The sequence below is a fragment of the [Mycobacterium] manitobense genome (assembly GCF_025821665.1).
Classification (GTDB): Bacteria; Actinomycetota; Actinomycetes; order Mycobacteriales; family Mycobacteriaceae; genus Mycobacterium; species Mycobacterium arseniciresistens.
Map to the genome: position 1 here is coordinate 4347 of NZ_JACKSJ010000014.1, position 20447 is coordinate 24793.

The window sequence follows — 20447 nt, forward strand, 5'->3', positions numbered from 1 at the left end:
ATGGAGCGGGACGACAGGGCCTTGCCGTTGACGCGCGCCCAGATGGACATCTGGCTGGCGCAGCAAACCGGCCGGCAGAGCACCGAGTGGCAACTCGGCGTCCTCGTGCACATCGAGGGCGGGATCGACACCGACCTCTTCGAGCAGGCGGTACGGCAGGTGGTGCAGGAAGCCGACGCGCTGCGGGCCCGCTTCTTCGAGGTGGACGGCCAGGTGTTCCAGCGGGTGGCCGACGACCCGGACACCCGGCTGCGAAGGCACGATTTCACCGGCGCGAAGGAACCCGAACGGGACGCCCGCGAGCTGGCGACCGCGATCCAGCGGACGCCGATGCCGCTGGACGGCCCGTTGATCAACTTCTCACTGCTGCAGACGGGTCCCGACGAGTACATCTGGTACACGTGCTGTCACCACATCATCCTCGACGGGCTCGGCCTCTCGCTGATCGGCCGGCGGATCGCCGGCATCTACACCGCGCTGGCCACCGGCCGCTCCGTTCCACCGGCCTACTTCGCCTCGCTGCGCGACCTGGTCGACGGAGAATCGGCCTACGAAGCGTCCGCCGGATTCCAGGACGACCGGCAGTACTGGAGCCAGCACCTTCCCTCGGGCAGCGGTCCTGACCTCGGGGCGCCGCTGGAGACCGAGAGCGAGACGTACTGGCCGTCGGCGCCGGTACAGATGGATCCCGCCGTCGTCGGCCGGATCAAGACACTGGCGAAGCAGTACGGCGTCCGCCGCTCGTCGATCATGACCGCCGTGTGCGCACTCCTCGTGCGTGGGCTCGGCGGCGGCGACGCCGACGAGCTGGTCCTCGACTTCCCGGTCAGCAGGCGCGTGCGCCCCGAGTCCAAGCTCCTACCCGGCATGCTCGCCGGCATCGTGCCGCTGGTGCTGAAGACCGCACCCGGAAGCACCGTCGCCGACTTCTGCAGGCAGGTCGACACGCGGACCCGGGAACTGCTGCGCCATCAGCAGTTCCCCGTGGAGACGCTGGACGGTGACGCCAACTCCCGGCAGGCGCGCAACCGGGTGGTCGTCAATTTCGTCCCCGCCCGCCTCACGATGGACTTCGCCGGCGCGACGGCGACGGCGAGTTACACGACTTTCGGTCCGGTCGGCCACTTCGGGCTCTTTCTGCTCGGCTTCGGGGACCAGCAGTACCTCAGCACCGTGGGCGCCGGCCAACCGTTCGCCGACTTCGAGGTCGCCGACCTTGCGGAGCGGATGCAGCGGATGTTGGTCGCGATGTCCCACGACCCGGACCTGCAGTTGTCCGCGATGGGCGTGTTGCGGGCCGGCGAAGCCGCGCACTTGGACGAGGTGGGCCGGCGCGACCTCGCCGCCGGCCCGGCGACTGCGGCCGTATCGGTCCCGGACCTGCTGAGCGCGCAGGTCAACCGGACACCGGACGCGGTGGCGGTCAGCTGCGGTCAGCGCCGGCTGTCCTATCGAGATCTCGAGGCGGCGTCGGACCGACTGGCCCGGGCCCTCGCCGGGCGCGGCGTCGGACCCGGAGGTTCGGTGGCGCTGCTGCTTCCGCGGTCGGCCGAGGCGATCGTGGGGATCGTGGCGGTACTCAAGACCGGCGCGGCCTATGTTCCGATGGACCCGATGCACCCCGACGCGCGCATCGCGTTCGTGCTCGGCGATGCCGCTCCGATCGCGGTTCTCACCACCTCGCAACTCGCCGGCCGGATCGCCGGCTGTGGTGTGCACGTCATCGACATCGACGACGCCACTGCCGAAAACACCACGGAGAACGTGCTTGCGGTGCCCGCGCCGGACGACGTCGCCTACGTGATCTACACCTCCGGTACGACGGGCACGCCGAAGGGGGTGGCGATCACCCACGCCAACGTCGCGCAGCTGGTGGGCTCACTGGAGGCCGGCTTGGCGCCCGGACAGGTGTGGTCGCAATGCCATTCGTACGCCTTCGACTTCTCGGTCTGGGAGATCTGGGGTGCGCTGCTCGGCGGTGGCCGGCTCGTGGTGGTCCCCGAAGAGGTCGCCGCGTCACCGCAGGACTTCGAGGCTCTACTGCTTGCCGAGCATGTCACCGTGCTCACCCAGACCCCCTCGGCGGCGGGAATGCTCTCGCCGCGGGCGCTCGGGTCGATGGCCCTGTTCGTCGGCGGTGAGGCATGTCCGGCCGAGGTGGTGGACCGGTGGGCGCCGGGCCGGGTGATGGTCAACGCCTACGGCCCGACCGAGACCACCATCTACGCGTCGATGAGCACGCCGCTGACGGCGGGTTCGGGGGCGGCGCCGATCGGCGCGCCGGCGGCAGGGGCGGCGCTGTTCGTCTGCGACGACTGGCTGCGGCCGGTGCCTGCCGGCGTGGTCGGGGAACTGTACGTCGCCGGCTCCGGTGTCGGGATGGGGTATGTGGGCCGCACCGCCCTGACCGGATCGCGGTTCGTGGCATGCCCTTTCGGGGCGCCGGGCTCGAGGATGTACCGCACCGGCGACCTGGTGCGCTGGAATGACGACGGGCAACTGCGCTACGTGGGCCGCGCCGACGAGCAGGTCAAGATCCGCGGCTACCGCATCGAGCTCGGCGAGATCCAGGCGGCGCTGGCCGACCTCGACGGTGTCGGACAGGCGGCGGTGATCGCCCGCGAAGACCGTCCAGGCGACAGGCGCCTCGTCGGCTACGTCACCGAAACCCGTTCCGGCACCACTGATCCGAGTGAGCTGCGGGCGCAGCTGGCCCAGCGGCTGCCGGGCTACATGGTGCCGGCCGCGATCGTGGTGATCGACGCCGTGCCGCTGACGGTGAACGGGAAGCTGGACACCCGCAGCCTGCCCGCACCCGCCTACGCCACCGAGTCGTACCGCGCGCCGGCCGACCCGGTCGAGCAGGTGCTCGCCGACATCTACGCACAGGTCCTCGGGCTCGAACGGGTCGGTGTCGACGACGCGTTCTTCGAACTGGGCGGCGACAGCATCCTGTCCATGCAGGTGGTGGCCCGCGCGCGGACCGCAGGAGTGGTGTGCCGGCCGCGCGACGTCTTCGTCGAACAGACCGTGGCCAGGCTGGCCCGGGTCGCCCGGGTCGCCGACGACGAGTTCGGGGAGGCCGACGATGGCACCGGGCCGGTGGTCGCCACCCCGATCATGCGGTGGTTGGCGGGCGTGGACGGTCCGGTCGAACAGTTCAACCAGGCGATGGTGCTGCAGGCCCCGCCCGGGGTCACCCGCGACGATGTCGAGATCGTGCTGCAGGCCCTGCTGGATCACCATGCCGCGCTGCGGATGTCCGGCGCCCGGGAAGCCGGCGAGTGGTCGCTCGAGGTGCCCGAACCCGGATCGGTGCGTGCCCGTGACTGTCTGCAGTCGGTGGACCACCTGACCGACGAAGCGGTGCGGGAGGCGCGGCGGCGGCTGAACCCGGCGGCCGGAGCGATGCTGCGCGCACTGTGGGCGCCCGGCACCGGCCGGCTGGTGATGATCGTCCACCACCTGGTGATCGACGGTGTGTCGTGGCGAATCCTGCTGGAAGACCTCAACATCGCCTGGGCGCAGCACCACTGCGGTCAGCCCGTGGCGCTGCCCGCAGGCGGCACGTCGTTCGCGCGGTGGGCCAGGCGGCTCGAGGCGCATGCGGTGGCGTCCGAGGTCGTGGAGCGGCTCGACGCCTGGCGGCAGGTGGCGGCGGTTCCGGCGGCGTTGCCCGCGCTGGATCCCGTGCGGGACACCTACGCCACGGCCGGACACCTGACGACGACCCTCGATGCCGACACCACCCGCCTATTGCTGGGTGAGGTGCCGACGGCATTCCACGCCGGAGCGCAGGACATCCTGCTGATCGCCTTCGGTCTGGCGGTCGCCGAGTTGCTCGGCACCGGCACTGGCACCGACATCAGGCCGGTCGGCATCGATGTCGAGGGCCATGGCCGCGCCGAGGAGTTGGGCGCCGACGTCGACCTGTCGCGCACGGTGGGCTGGTTCACCACCAAGTACCCGGTGTCGCTGACGATCGGCGGACTGTCCTGGACGCACGTGAGCGCCGGTGACGCGGCGCTGGGGGCGATCGTCAAGGACGCCAAGGAACAGCTGCGTGCCCTGCCCGACGGTCTGTCCTACGGCCTGCTGCGGTACCTCAATCCGGACGCTGATCTCCAGGGCGCCGATCCGGCCATCGGGTTCAACTATCTCGGCCGCCTCGGGGCCGGAGCGGCCACCCTGTCCGAGGACCTGTGGCGCATCGGCCAGGACAGCCTCCCGCTGACCGAGGTCGCGGCCGCCATCGGGATCCCGCTGGCCCACACCGTGGAATTGAACGCCGTGACCACGGACACCGATGACGGCCCGTGTCTGCGCGCGGCGTGGACGTGGGCGCCGTCGGTGGTCGACCTTGCGCTGATCGAGCGCCTGAGCCGGTTGTGGTTCGAGGCCCTGACCGGCATCTGCGCACACGTGCGACGCGGCGGCGGCGGACTCACCCCCTCGGACATCGCGCCTGCCAGGCTGAGCCAGCACGAACTCGACGAGGTGCAGCGCAGGTACGAGGTCGCCGACATCCTGCCGCTGACTCCGCTGCAGCAGGGCCTGCTCTTCCATGCCGACTCCGCACACGCCAACGACGACATGTACGCGGTGCAACTGGATTTCACCGTGGCGGGGCCGGTGGACCCGCAGCGGTTGCGCGACGCGGTCCGCAGGGTCGTCAACCGCCACCCCCACCTCGCGGCCCGCTTCTGCGACCAGTTCGACGAGCCGGTGCAGGTCATCCTCCGTGATCCGGAGACCGCCTGGCACTACGCGGATCTCACGGATGCGGACGCCGACGAGGGGGACCGGCTGTGCGTCGCCGAACGCGTCGCGGTGTGCGACCTCGCCGATCAGTCGGCGTTCCGGGTGGCGTTGATCCGGGTCGGGCCGCAGCGGCACCGATTGGTGTTGACCTTCCACCACATCGTGGTGGACGGCTGGTCGCTGCCCATCCTGCTGGGTGAGATCTTCGCGATCTATCACGGGCATCCGCTGTCGGCGCCCGGCTCCTACCGCCGGTTCCTCACCTGGCTGGCCGATCGCGACCTCGATGGTGCCCGCGAGGCGTGGCGAAAGGCGTTGTCCGGCTTCGAGACCCCCACCCTGGTCGGCACCCAGGACCGGTTCGGGGTGGGGCGCCGCGGCGTCGCCTCGTTCGGTGTGCCCGAGCAGATCACCGGGGCACTGGGCGAGCTCGCCCGCGCCCGGCACACCACCGTCAGCACAGTTCTGCAGGGCGCATGGGCTCTGCTGCTGACGTCCCTGACCGGCCATCCCGACGTCGCCTTCGGCACCCCGCGCTCACGGGTCGGCCAGGCCGACATCGCCGACGCCGACGCGATGGTCGGCCTGCTGATCAACACGGTGCCGGTGCGGGCCACCATCACGGCGTCGACCACCACCGCAGACCTGCTCGACCAGCTGCAGAACACGCACAACGACCTGCTCGACCACCAGCATCTGGCGCTGATCGACATCCACCGGGCCACCGGTCACGACCGGCTCTTCGACACGCTGTTCGTCTACGAGAACTATCCGATCGACACCAGTGCGCTCGCGGGCGAACACGACTGGACCATCACCGAATTCGCCAACCGCGAGTACAACCACTACCCGCTGACGGTGGAGGCGATGCCGGGCCGCGAGATCGGCATGCGCGTCGAGTACGACACCGATCTGTTCGACGCGACCCGCGTCGAGGCGATCATCGACCGCCTCCAGCGGGTGCTCGCGGCGATGACCGCGGATCCGGCGCGGCGGCTGTCGTCGATCGACCTGCTCGACCGCGGTGAGCGTGACCTCGTGCTGTCCGGGCTGTCCGGCGCCGGTGTAACGGCACCGGTGGGCGTGGCCCCGCACCTGTTGACCGCGGCCGTCGCCACCGACCCGGATGCGACAGCTGTGATCGACGGCGGGCGGCAGGTGTCCTACCGGGAACTCGACGAGTGGTCCACGCGGGTGGCCCGGGCCCTGATCGACGCCGGCGTGGGGCCGGAGCGTGCGGTGGGCGTGGCGATGGAACGTTCCCTGGAACTGGTCGTCGCCTGGTGGGCGGTGGTCAAGGCCGGCGGGTTCTATGTGCCGGTGGACCTGGCCCACCCGGTCGAGCGGATCACCAGCGTCCTGGACGCGGTCGGCGCACAGTGCATGCTGGTGGCAGGCAGCGACCCCGTCGCCGCGGCGGCCTCGCGGATTGTCGTCCGTGTCGACGGTCCCGACGTGTCCGAGCGTTCCCGCGAACCAATCACCGACGCCGATCGGCTCGCGCCGCTGCGGCCCGACGACACCGCCTACGTCATCTTCACCTCCGGATCCACCGGCACCCCCAAGGGGGTCACCGTCAGCCACGCCGGGATGCTCGGTTGGGCTGCCGCACAGGGCAGTACGTTCCTCCTGGGCGCCGACGCGCGGGTGCTGATGGTGGCCGCGCCGACCTTCGACGCGTCGGTCGGTGAGCTCCTGCTGGCCGCGGAAGCGGGCGCGGCCCTTGTGGTGGCGCCGCCGCAGGAGTACGCCGGCGAGGCGCTGACGACACTGCTGGAGCGGCACCAGGTCACCGCCGCCATCCTGACGCCGACCGTGCTGTGGTCGCTGGACCGGTCCCGCCTGGACCGGCTGGACACCCTGATCGCGGTCGGTGAGGCCTGCCTCGACGAACTGGTGGCCGCCTGGGCGCCGGGCAGGCGGATGTTCAACGGATACGGACCCAGCGAGACGACCATCTGGGTCACGTGTGCGCCGCTCGCGGCGGGACAGCCGATCCGGATCGGCGCCCCCATCCCCGGGGTGTGCGCGCTGGTGCTCGACGCCTGGCTGAACCCGGCGGCCGTCGGCGTCGTCGGCGAGCTGTACCTGACCGGACCCGCCCTGGCGCACGGCTACGTCGGCCGGGCGGAACTCACCTCGGAACGTTTCGTGGCCAACCCCTTCGGCGACGCGGGCGATCGCATGTACCGCACCGGCGACCTGGTGCGCTGGACCGGCGAGGGTGCGCTGGACTACCTCGGCCGCGCCGACACCCAGGTCAAACTGCGCGGTCAGCGCATCGAACTCGGCGAGATCGAGAACACCCTGCTGGCCTGCCCGCAGGTCGCCCAGGCCGCCGCCACCGTGCACCACAGCGACACCGGCGCCCACCTGATCGCCTACGTCACGCTCGAACAGACCGGCACCGCCGACGACGACGCCGAGATCGTCGAGGAGTGGCAGACGCTGTACGACGAGCTCTACGGCGCAGACGTCGAGGTACCGGCATTCGGCATGGACTTCCGGGGGTGGAACAGCAGCCTCACCGAGGAGGCCATCCCGCTCGATGACATGGTCGAGTGGCGCGCCGCCACCGTGGACCGGATCTTGGCGCTGCGACCCAGGCGGGTGCTGGAGATCGGCGTCGGCTCCGGCCTGCTGCTGTCGCAGATCGCGCCCACCTGTGAGCACTACGTCGCGACCGACATGTCGCCGGTGGTGATCGACAACCTCAGCCAGAGCCTGGAGCGGCTCGAGATCCCGTGGCGCGACCGGGTGGAGCTGAAAGCCCAGCCCGCACATGTTACTTCGGGACTGCCGCAGGGCTTCTTCGACACCGTCGTCATCAACTCGGTCGTCCAGTACTTCCCGAACGCCGGTTACCTGGCCGACCTCATCGCCGCCGCGATGGACCTGCTGGCACCCGGTGGGGCGCTGTTCGTCGGCGATGTCCGCAACCACACCCTGCAGGGCGCCTTCGAGACCGCGGTCGCCATGGCGCGCACCGAGGCCACCGACGCCGACGAGATCCGCCAGCGCGCGCAGCGCGCCATCCTCGGCGAGACCGAACTGCTGCTGGCGCCGGAGTTCTTCACCTCCTGCGCCGAGGACCACCCGGCGGTGGCCGGTGTGGTGATCGAGGTCAAGCGCGGACGGGCCGACAACGAGCTCACCCGGTACCGCTACGACGTCACGCTGCACAAGGCGCCGGCGCCGGTGCACTCCCTGGCGAGCGCACCGACGTGGGCGTGGACGCGCTGCGACGGCCTCGACGGGCTCAACGCCACACTGGGGTCGGAGCAGCCCGACATCGTCCGCGTCGCCGGGGTTCCGCGCGCCGGGCTGATCGACGACGTCCGGGTCCAGCGCGGCATCGCCAACGGGCTCCCGCCCGCGAGTGCTCTCGCCCACGCGCAGGACGCGTCCTGGAGCGCCGTCATCCCCGAGGACCTGCACCGCATCGGGGAAGCGGCCGGCTACCGCGTGAGCGTCACATGGGGCGCCGATCCCGGCACCCTCGACGCCGTCTTCCTGCGCGTCGCCGACGGCAGGCCCATCCCGCCGCTGACGGACCTCTACGTCCGGCCCGCCGGACCGGATCGTCGCGGCGCCAACGCCAACGATCCGCACAGCAACACCAGGATCGGCGCGGTACGCCGGCGGCTGACCGAGTGGCTGCCCGAGTACATGGTGCCCACCCACATCGTGGTGCTCGACGAATTCCCGCTGACGTCGTCGGGCAAGCTCGATCGAAAAGCGCTGCCGGCGCCGGAGTTCCAGGACACCGACCAGTACCTGGCACCGGCGGGGGCGGTCGAGGAGATCCTGGCCGGCATCTACGCCCAGGTGCTCGGTCTCGAGCGGGTCGGGGCCGACGAGTCCTTCTTCGACCTGGGCGGGGATTCCCTGTCGGCGATGCGCCTGATCGCTGCGGTCAACAACACCCTGGACGCCGACCTCTCGGTGCGCGCACTGTTCGAGGCGCCGACTGTGGCCCAGCTCGCTCCGCGCATCGGCGGGGATGCCGGCCGGCTCGAACCGCTGGTGGCCGGTGAGCGGCCCGCGGTGGTGCCGCTGTCCTTCGCGCAGAGCCGGCTGTGGTTCATCGACCAGCTGCAGGGCCCGTCGCCCGTCTACAACATCTCGGTGGCGTTGCGGCTGCGCGGGCCGCTCGACGCCGGCGCGCTGGGTGCGGCACTCACCGACGTGGTGGGCAGGCACGAGAGCCTGCGGACGCTGTTCGCCGCACCCGACGGCGTACCGCAACAGCTCGTGGTGCCGGCCGAACGGGCCGAACCGGGCTGGGAGGTGGTCGATGCGGCCGGGTGGCACCGGGCCAGGCTCGACGGGGCCATCGAGACGGCGGCGCGTCACACATTCGACCTCGCGTACGAGATCCCCTTCGCCGCAACGTTGTTCCGTCTCACCGACGTCGAACACATCCTGGTGGCGACCGTGCACCACATCGCGGCCGACGGCTCCTCGATCGGTCCGCTGGCGCGTGACCTGGGGGTGGCCTATGCCTGCCGCTGCGCCGGTACGGCACCGTCCTGGACCGATCTCGCGGTGCAGTACGCCGACTACACGCTGTGGCAGCGCAGGCAGCTGGGCGAACTCGACGACGCCGACAGCCCGATAGCCGCCCAGGTCTCCTATTGGGCGGATGCACTCGCAGGCATGCCGGACCGCTTGCAGTTGCCAACCGACCGGCCTTATCCACCGGTCGCCGATCTCCGTGGCGGCCGGGTGGCCGTGGACTGGCCCGCCGATCTGCAACAGCAGCTCCGGACGCTGGCGCGCGAACACAACGCGACCAGTTTCATGGTGCTGCAGACCGCCCTCGCGGTGCTGCTCGCCAAGATGAGCGCGACTTCTGATGTGGCCGTTGGTTTTCCGATCGCGGGACGGCGCGAGCCCGCGCTCGACGAGCTGGTGGGCTTCTTCGTCAACACCCTGGTGCTGCGCGTCGACCTGACCGGCGACCCCAGCTTCACCGACCTGCTGGCTCAGGTGCGACGCCGCAGCCTGGCCGCATACGAGCACCAGGACGTGCCGTTCGAAGCGCTGGTGGAACGGCTCAATCCGACCCGGAGCCTCACCCACCACCCGCTGGTGCAGGTCATGCTCGGGTGGCAGAATTTCTCGTGGCAGGACAGCGACGCCGCCGGGCTCGCACTCGGCGATCTGCACGCCACACCACTGCCGGTGGACACCCGGACCGCCCGGATGGACCTGGCGATCTCCCTGGCCGAACGCTGGAGCGAGACCGGCGCGGCGGCCGGGATCGGCGGGACGGTGGAGTTCCGCACCGACGTGTTCGACGCAGCGACCATCGCGGCCTTCATCGACCGGTTCCAGCAGGTGCTGGTGTCCGTCACCGCCCAACCCGCGCAACACCTCTCGGCCATGGACGTGCTCGGCGCCGATGAACGAGCACGACTGGACCGGTGGGGGAACCGCGCGGTGCTGTCGGAGTCGTGCGTGCCGTCGTCGGTACCCGCGGTGTTCGGCAGGCAGGCAGCCCGGACGCCGGATGCTCCCGCCGTGACGTGCGGCGACCGGACGCTGTCCTACCGGCAGCTCGACGAGGAGTCGAACCGGCTGGCGCACCTCCTGGTGGAGTCCGGTGCAGGCCCGGGAACGTGTGTGGCGGTGATGTTGTCGCGTTCGGTGGAGGCGATCACCGCGATCCTGGCGGTGATGAAGTCCGGGGCGGCGTATCTGCCCATGGATCCCGCCCATCCGCGTGCACGCGTGGAGTTCATGCTCTCCGACGCCACACCGGTGGCAGTGGTGGCGTCGGTGGGTCTGGGGGACGCGGTGGCCGGCTGCGGCGTGCCGGTGATCGGCGTCGACGATCACCGCATCGCCGCGGAGCCGGCCACCGCGCTTCCCGGCCCCGCGCCGGACGACGTCGCGCACATCATCTACACGTCCGGCACCACCGGCACCCCGAAAGGCGTTGCCGTCAGCCAGCAGAACGTGGTGCAGCTGTTCGACACCCTCGAGGTCGGTTTCGAGCTGTCCGCCGAGCAGGTCTGGACGCAATTCCACTCCTACGCCTTCGACTTCTCGGTGTGGGAGATCTGGGGGGCGCTGCTGCACGGTGCGCGCCTCGTCGTCGTGCCCGACGCGGAGACCCGGTCACCGCGGGACTTCCACCGGCTGCTCGTCTCCGAGGGCGTGACGGTGTTGACCCAGACACCCTCGGCCGTCGGGGGACTCGACACCGACGGCCTAGACGGGGTGGCGGCGCTGGTGATCGGGGCGGAGGCCTGCCCGGTGGAGACAGTCGACCGCTGGGCGCCGGGCCGGGTGATGGTCAACGTCTACGGCCCCACCGAGACCACCATGTGGGCGTCGAAGAGCACCCCGCTCGCGGCGGGGTCCGGCGCGCCGCCGATCGGGTCGCCGGTCACCGGTGCGGCGTTCTTCGTGTGCGACGAATGGCTGCGGCCGGTGCCCGCCGGAGTGGTCGGGGAGCTGTACCTGGCCGGCCGTGGCGTCGGGATCGGGTACTGGCGGCGGCCCGGGCTGACCGCGTCGCGGTTCATGGCGTGCCCGTTCGGAGCGCCGGGGATGCGGATGTACCGCACCGGCGACCTGGTGTGCTGGGGCACCGACGGGCAGCTCCGATACTTCGGGCGCGCCGACGAGCAGGTCAAGATCCGCGGCTACCGCATCGAACTCGGCGAGATCCAGGCGGCCCTTGCCGAACTCGACGGCGTGCAGGAGGCCGTCGTCGTCGCCCGCGAGGACACCCCCGGCGAGAAACGCCTCGTCGGGTACACCACCGGCACGGTCAAGCCGGCCCGGGCCCGCGCGATGCTCGCCGACCGGCTGCCGTCCTACATGGTGCCCGCCGCGGTCGTCGTCCTCGACGCCATCCCCGTCACGGTGAACGGCAAGCTCGACACCCGCGCCCTGCCCGCCCCCGACTACCAGCAGGCCGACCACTACCGCGCCCCCACCACCCCGACCGAGGAGATCCTGGCGGGCATCTACGCCCAGGTGCTCAACCTGCCCCGGGTCGGTGTCGACGACTCCTTCTTCGACCTCGGCGGCGACTCGCTGACCACGATGCGCCTCATCTCGGCCGTCAACGCCGCGCTCGACGCCGACGTCGCGGTGCGCACCGTCTTCGAGGCGCCGACGGTGGCCCAGCTCGCGCCGCGGATCGGCACGGGCGCGGACCGGCTCGAGCCGTTGGTCGCCGGTGAGCGGCCGGCGGAGATCCCGCTGTCGTTCGCGCAGAACCGGCTGTGGTTCATCGACCAGCTGCAGGGACCGTCGCCGGCGTACAACATGGCCGCGGCGCTGCGCCTGAGCGGCCGGCTCGACGCCGACGCGCTGGCCGCGGCGCTGGCCGACGTGGTCGACCGCCACGAGAGCCTGCGCACGACGTTCCCGGCGACCGCGGGAACACCGCACCAGGTGATCCTCCCCGTCGAGCGGGCCGACCTCGGCTGGCGGATCGTCGACGCCACCGGATGGCCTGCGGACCGACTGACCGCTGCCGTCGAGGAGACAGCACGCCGGCCGTTCGACCTGGCGAACCGGATCCCGTTGCAGGCGGCCCTGTTCCGCGTGGCCGACGACGAGCACGTCCTGGTCACCGTGGTGCACCACATCGCCGCGGACGGCTGGTCGCTGACGCCGCTGGTGCGCGATCTGGCCGTCGCCTACGCGGGTCGCAGCGCCGGGCAGCACCCCGCATGGGTGGGGCTGCCGGTGCAGTACGCGGACTACACCCTGTGGCAGCGCGACCAATTCGGCCGTCTCGACGACGAGGACAGCCGCATCGCCGGGCAGCTGGCCTACTGGCAGGATGCGCTGGCCGGCATGCCCGAGCGGCTGCAGCTGCCCACCGATCGCCCCTACCCCCGGGTCGCCGACCATCGCGGTGCCACAGTCGACGTGGACTGGCCTGCAGACCTGCAGCAGGCGGTACGCGAGATCGCCCGCGAGCACAACGCCACCACCTTCATGATCGTCCAGGCCGCACTGGCCGCCCTGATGTCGAAGCTCGGCTCCAATCCCGATGTGGCGGTGGGCTTCCCGATCGCCGGGCGGCGCGACCCGGCTCTCGACGAGCTGGTCGGCTTCTTCGTCAACACCCTGGTGCTGCGCACCGACCTCACCGGCGACCCCACGGTCGCCGATCTGCTGACCCGGGTGCGCACCCGCAGCCTGGAGGCCTTCGAGCACCAGGACGTGCCCTTCGAGGTCCTCGTCGAACGGCTCAACCCCACCCGCAGCCTCAGCCACCACCCGCTGGTGCAGGTGATGCTCGCCTGGCAGAACTTCGCCGGCCAGGACGACCCCGCGGCCGGACTGACGCTCGACGGGCTGCGCGTCGCGTCGGTGCCGCTCGACGCCCAGGTCTCCCACATGGACCTGGTGTTCTCGCTGGCGGAACGCTGGACCCAGGCCGGTGCCCCCGCCGGGATCGGCGGGACGGTCGAGTTCCGGACCGACGTGTTCGACGCGGGCACCGTCGAGGCCATCGCCGACCGGCTGCAGCTGGTGCTGCGGGCCATCGCGGCCGACCCGAGCAGGAGGCTGTCGGACATCGAACTGCTCGATGCCGGCGAACGTGCCCGGCTCGACGCCTTCTCGAATCGCGCGACCCTCACCCGGGCCACCCCGGGGCCGTCGTCGATCACGTCGATCTTCGCCGAGCACGCGACCCGCACCCCAGAGACGGTCGCCGTCAGCTGTGGTGAGCGGTCGTGGACGTACCGGGAGCTCGACGAGGCGTCGAACCGGCTGGCGCACCTGCTCGGCGCGGTTGGCGCCGGGCCGGGGCGGTATGTGGCGCTGCTGTTGCCGCGGCGTGCCGAAGCGGTGGTGGCCATCCTCGCGGTGCTCAAGACCGGAGCGGCCTACGTGCCGATCGACCCGGCGGTGCCTGCGGCGCGGGTGGACTTCGTGCTCGCCGACGCCGCACCCGTCGCGGTGATCACCACCCACGATCTGCGGTCCCGGCTCGAGGGATGCGACGCCCTGGTCGTCGACGTCGAGGACGCGTCGCTGCGCGATCGGCCCGCCGCGGCGCCGCAGGCCCCCGGCGCCACCCCGAACGACATCGCGTACCTGATCTACACCTCGGGCACCACCGGGGCGCCCAAGGGCGTGGCGATCACCCACCGCAACGTCACGCAGCTGCTGGCGACCCTGGACGCCGGGCTGCCGCGCGCCGGGGTGTGGCCGCTGTGTCACTCCCTGGCCTTCGACGTGTCCGTGTGGGAGATCTTCGGTGCACTGCTGCGCGGTGGCCGGCTGGTCGTGGTGCCCGAGGCGGTGGTGGCCGCACCGGAGGACTTCCACGCGCTCCTGGTCGCCGAGGGTGTGAGTGTGCTGACCCAGACGCCGTCGGCGGTGGCCGCCCTGCCGCAGCAGGGTCTGGATCCGGCGGCGCTGGTGGTGGTCGGTGAGGCCTGCCCGGCCGAGGTGGTGGACCGGTGGTCACCGGAGCGGGTGATGATCAACGCCTACGGGCCGACGGAGACCACGATGTGCGTGGCGATCAGCGCGCCCCTGCAGCCGGGATCCGGTGTGGTGCCCATCGGTTCGCCCGTCCCCGGCGCCGCACTGTTCGTGCTCGACGAGTGGCTGCGACCTGTGCCGGCGGGAGTGGTCGGCGAACTCTACGTCGCCGGTGCAGGCGTCGGCGCCGGCTATCTCGGCAGATCCGAACTGACGGCATCGCGGTTCCCGGCGGGCCCGTTCGGTGCGCCGGGCACCCGCATGTACCGAACCGGCGACCTGGCGTGCTGGGGTGCCGACGGCCAGCTGCGGTACTTCGGCCGCGCCGACGAGCAGGTCAAGATCCGCGGCTACCGCATCGAACTCGGGGAGATCCGGACCGCGCTCGCCGGGCAGGACGGGGTGGACCTGGCCGCGGTCATCGCACGGGAGGACCGCCCCGGGGACAAACGCCTCGTCGGCTATGTCACCGAATCCCGTTCCGGGGCAATCGACCCCGCCCGCGTGCGGGCTGCGCTGGCGGAGCGGTTGCCCGGCTACATGGTGCCCGCTGCGATCGTCGTCCTCGAGGCGTTGCCGCTCACCGTCAACGGGAAGCTCGACACCCGCGCCCTGCCCGCTCCGGAGTACACCGCCGACCAGTACCGTGCGCCCGCCGACGCGGTCGAGGAGATCCTGGCCGGGATCTACGCGCAGATCCTGGGCCTCGAGCGGGTCGGTGTCGACGACTCGTTCTTCGACCTCGGTGGTGACTCGCTCTCGGCGATGCGGCTGGTCGCGGCGGTGAATGCCGGTGTGGGCGCCGACCTTCCGGTCGTCGCGCTGTTCGAGGCGCCGACGGTGGCGCAACTGGCGCCGCGGATCGCCGTCGGCGGGAAGGGACTCGATCCCCTGGTGGCCGGTGACCGACCGGCGGTGATACCGGTGTCGTTCGCGCAGTCCCGGCTGTGGTTCCTCCACCAGTTGCAGGGACCCTCACCGGTCTACAACATGCCGCTGGTGCTGCGCCTGCATGGACGCCTCGACGCCGGCGCGCTGAGCGCAGCACTGGCCGACGTGGTCGACCGGCACGAGAGCCTGCGCACCCGGATCTCGGCGCCCGACGGAGTCCCCCGACAGGTCGTGCTGCCGCCCGGGCAGGCCGACTTCGGGTGGGACGTCATCGACGCGAGCACCTGGTCTCCGGCCCGGCTGCAGGAGGCGGTCGCCGGCACCGCGAGTCGCAGCTTCGACCTCGAGACCGACATCCCGATGTTCGCCCGGCTGTTCCGCATCGGCGACGACGAGCACCTGCTCGTGGGCGTGCTGCACCACATCGCCGCCGACGGATGGTCGATCGTCCCGCTGGTCCGCGATCTGGGCGAGGCCTACGAGAGCCGCTGCGCGGGACACGCACCCGGCTGGTCACGGCTGCCGGTGCAGTACGTCGACTACACCCTGTGGCAGCGCACGCAGTTCGGCGACCTCGACGACGTCGACAGCCGGATCGCCGGTCAGCTGGCCTACTGGCAGGAAGCGCTGGCCGGGATGCCCGAACGCCTGCACCTGCCCACGGACCGGCCGTACCCGTCGGTCGCCGATCAGCGCGGCGCCACCGTGGCACTGCAGTGGCCGGCCGAGTTGCACGCGGCGGTGCGTGACGTCGCACGCGCACACAATGCGACCAGCTTCATGGTGGTGCAGGCGGCCCTGGCCGTGCTGCTGTCGCGGCTGAGCGCAGGCACCGACGTCGCGGTCGGCTTCCCCATCGCGGGGCGGCGGGACCCCGCACTCGACGAACTGGTCGGGTTCTTCGTCAACACCCTGGTGCTGCGTGTCGATCTCTCCGGCGACCCCACCGCCGCCGAGGTGCTGCACCAGGTCCGCCGACGCAGCCTGGCCGCCTACGAGAACCAGGACGTGCCCTTCGAGGTGCTCGTCGAGCGGCTGAACCCCGCCCGGTCCCTGAGTCATCACCCGTTGGTCCAGGTGGCACTGGCCTGGCAGAACGCGCCGGGAAGCACCGACGACGAAGCCGGCGGGCTGACCCTGGGCGACCTGCAGGTGTCCGAGGTGCCGACGTCCGCCCACAGCGCCCGGATGGATCTCACGCTGTCGATGTCGGAACACTTCGCCGACGACGGTGAAGCGGCGGGGATCGGCGGAACGGTCGAGTTCCGCACCGACGTGTTCGACGCAGGCACCGTCGCCTCACTCGTCGACCGGCTGCAGCGGGTGCTGACGGCGATGACCGGCGACCCGGCGGCGCCGTTGTCGGCGATCGACGTGCTGGACGCCGGTGAGCACGCGCGAATCGACGGGTTCGGCAACCGGGCGGCGCTGATGCGCGCCGCGCCGAGGCCGGTCACGATCCCGGCGCTGTTCGCCGAACACGTACTGCGGTCGCCCGAGGCGGTCGCGATCAGTGCGGGCGCGCGGACGCTGACCTACCGGGAACTCGACGATGCCGCGATCTCGTTGGCGCACAGGCTGATCGAACACGGGGCGCGGCCGGGGGAGTGTGTGGCGCTGCTGTTCGACCGTTCGGCCGAGGCGGTCGTGGCGATCATGGCGGTGCTGAAGACCGGCGCGGCGTACCTGCCGATCGACGCCGCGGTGCCTGCCGGCCGGTGCGACTTCATGATCGCCGACGCCGCACCGGTCGCGGCGGTCACCACCGCGGGCCTGCGGTCGCGGCTCGACGGGTGCGGTCTGCCGATCGTCGACGTGCACGACCCCGTGACCGGGCTGGGTTCGGCGGACGCGTTGCCCGGGCCCGCACCCGAAGACGTCGCCTACCTGATCTACACCTCCGGCACCACCGGGGTGCCCAAAGCTGTTGCGGTCACGCACCACAACGTGACCCAGCTGCTGGAAACGCTCGATGCCGGCCTCCCGCCCGCCGGGGTGTGGCCGCTGGCCCACTCGCTGGCGTTCGACGTGTCGGTGTGGGAGATCTTCGGCGCCCTGCTCCGTGGCGGGCGGGTGGTCGTCGTCCCCGAGGAGGTGGCGACGTCGCCGGAGGATCTGCATGCCCTGCTGGTCGGAGAAGGTGTCGACGTCCTGACCCAGACGCCGTCCGCCGTGACGGCCCTGCCGCGTGCCGGTCTGGAGTCCGCGGCGCTGGTGGTGGTCGGGGAGGCCTGCCCACCCGACGTGGTGGAGCAGTGGGCGCCCGGGCGGGTGATGCTCAACGCCTACGGTCCCACCGAGACGACGATGTGCGTGGCGATCAGCGCGCCACTCGTGCCGGGATCCGGGGTGCCGATCGGCTCGCCGGTTCCAGGAGCGGCACTGTTCGTGCTCGACGAGTGGCTGCGGCCGGTGCCCACCGGCGTCGCGGGCGAACTGTACGTCGCGGGCGCCGGTGTGGCACAGGGCTATCGCCGTCGCTCCGGCCTGACCGCGTCGCGCTTCGTGGCCTGCCCGTTCGGCGGGACCGGAGACGGCCCCGGACTGAGGATGTACCGCACCGGCGACCTGGTGTGCTGGCGCCCCGACGGCCAGCTGCTGTACCTGGGCCGCGCCGACGAACAGGTGAAGATCCGCGGTTACCGCATCGAACTCGGCGAGGTGCAGGCCGTACTCGCCGCGGCGGACGGCGTCGAGCAGGCGGCCGTGGTCGCCCGCGAGGACCGTCCGGGAGACAGGCGCCTCGTCGGGTATGTCACCGGTGAGGCCGACCCCGCCGCCGCGCGCGCAGCGGTCGCCGAGAGATTGCCCGCCTACATGGTGCCCGTCGCGGTGGTGGCGCTCGACGCACTTCCGTTGACCGTCAACGGAAAACTCGACACCAAGGCGCTGCCCGCACCGGAGTACCTCGACGCCGGCCATTACCGCGCACCCACCGACAGCGTCGAGGAACTGCTCGCGGGCATCTACGCACAGACACTCGGCCTGGAACGCGTCGGCGTGGACGACTCGTTCTTCGACCTCGGCGGGGACAGCATCCTGTCGATGCAGGTGGTCGCGCGCGCCCGCGCGGCGGGTGTCACCTGCCGGCCGCGCGACATCTTCGTCGAGCAGACGGTGGCCCGGCTCGCGCGGGTCGCCACGATCGCCACGGCGGACATCCGCCCGCCCGACGACGGTGTCGGCACGGCGGCGCCCACCCCGATCATGGCGTGGCTCAACACCGTCGAGGGTCCGGTGGACGAGTTCAACCAGACCGTGGTCGTCCAGGCCCCGGCCGGGGTCACCCGTGCCGACGTCGACGTGGTGCTGCAGGCGCTGCTCGACCGGCACGGCGCGCTGCGGCTGTCCGTCCACGACGACGGCGTAGGCGGATGGTCACTCGACGTGCCCGAGCCGGGTGCGGTCGACGCCGGCCGGTGTGTGCACGTGGTCGAGCGGCTGTCCGACGAGGCCCTGGTCGCCGCGCGGTCGCGGTTGAACCCGGCGGCCGGTGCGATGCTCAGCGCGCTGTGGGTGCCCGGCACAGGCCGGCTCGCGCTGGTGATCCATCACCTCGCCGTCGACGCCGTGTCGTGGCGAATCCTGCTGGAAGACATCAACATCGCCTGGGCGCAGCACCGCGCCGGTCAACCCGTGGCCCTGCCCGGGGGCGGGACGTCGTTCGTCCGGTGGTCGAAGCTGCTCGCCGAGCACGCGCACAGCCCGCAGGCCGCAGCGCAGGCGCAGACGTGGCGGCAGGTGGCGGCCACCCCAGCAGTGCTGCCTGCGCTGCGACCCGCGACCGACACCTATGCGACCGCAGGCCACCTGTCCACTTCGCTGGACGCCGGGACCACCCGGATGCTGCTGGGTGAGGTGCCCGCGGCGTTCCACGCCGGCGCGCAGGACATCCTGTTGATCGCCCTGGCACTGGCGGTGGCGAGGTTCGCGGGCGCCGGCGACGCCCCGGTAGCCATCGACATCGAGGGCCACGGCCGTGTGGAGGAACTCGGCGACGACGTCGACCTGTCCCGCACGGTGGGGTGGTTCACCACCAAGCATCCGGTGGCACTCGCGGTCGGCGACGTGCCGTGGGCGCAGGTCACCGGCGGGCATGCCGCGCTGGGCGCGGCCGTCAAGGACGCGAAGGAACAGCTCCGCGCCCTACCGGACGGCCTCACCTACGGCCTGCTGCGCTACCTCAACCCGGATGTCGACCTGGCCGGTGCGGACCCGACGATCGGGTTCAACTACCTGGGCCGCCTCGGCGCCGGCGCGGCGGGGCTCTCCGAGGACCTGTGGCGGGTCGACCAGGAGAGCCCGACGGATGCCGCTGCGGCGGTGCCCATGCCGCTGGCGCACACCCTGTCGCTGGGCGCCGCGACCGTCGACGGTGACGCAGGCCCGCGCCTGCAGGCGACCTGGACGTGGGCGCCGTCGGTCCTCGACCACGACCAGGTCGACCGGCTGAGCCGACTGTGGTCGGAGGCACTGGCAGGCATCTGCGCACACGTGCGGTCCGGTGGCGGCGGTCTGACACCGTCCGACATCGCACCCGCGCGCCTGAGCCGGCAGCAGATCGACGAACTGCAACAGCGGCACGACATCGCCGACATCCTGCCGCTCACCCCGTTGCAGCGGGGACTGCTGTTCCACGCAGGCGCGGCGCAGGACGACGATCTGTACGCGGTGCAGCTGAACATCGGCCTGCGCGGCCCGCTCGACAGGCACCGCCTGCACGCCGCGGTTCAGGCGCTGGTCGGGCGTCATCCCCACCTGGTCGCCACGTTCTGCCGCGAGTTCGACGAGCCGGTGCAGATCCTGCCCGCCGAACCACGCGCCGCCTGGCGTTACGTCGAACTCGACGGCGGCGACGCCGACGGCCGGATGCACCGGCTCCTCGCCGCCGAACGCGCCGCGGTGGTCGACCCCGGCGACGAGCCTGCCTTCCGCGCCGCCCTGGTGCGCACCGCGCACGACGAGCACCGATTCGTGCTCACCAACCACCACATCCTGCTCGACGGCTGGTCGCTGCCGATCCTGCTGCAGGAGATCTTCGCCGGCTATCACGGGCAGCCGCTGCCGCCGGCGGTGCCCTACCGCCGATTCATGATCTGGCTGGCCGGGCGTGACGTCGAGGGCGCCCGCGCCGCCTGGCGTGAGGTGCTCGACGGGTTCGACACCCCGACACTGGTCGGTCCCGGGATGAGGACGGCGCGCAGTGCCCGCGAGGTCGAGAGGTTCCGGCTGTCCGCCGCCGACACGCACGCCGTCGGCGAGCTGGCCCGCACCTGCCGCACCACCGCCAGCACGGTGCTGCAGGCGGCGTGGGCGCAGATGCT

At 71.6% G+C, this 20447-nt stretch carries 1 protein-coding gene (only partly in view); it reads left to right on the forward strand.

Annotation, left to right across the window (positions count from 1 at the left end; all coding sequences use genetic code 11):
• Nucleotides 1-20447, forward strand: the 5' portion of a protein-coding gene (locus H7I41_RS00840) for a non-ribosomal peptide synthase/polyketide synthase (protein ID WP_264010660.1). The gene runs 10786 nt beyond the window's last position; only the first 20447 of its 31233 coding nucleotides appear in the window; its start codon is at nucleotides 1-3; its stop codon lies off the right edge, out of view.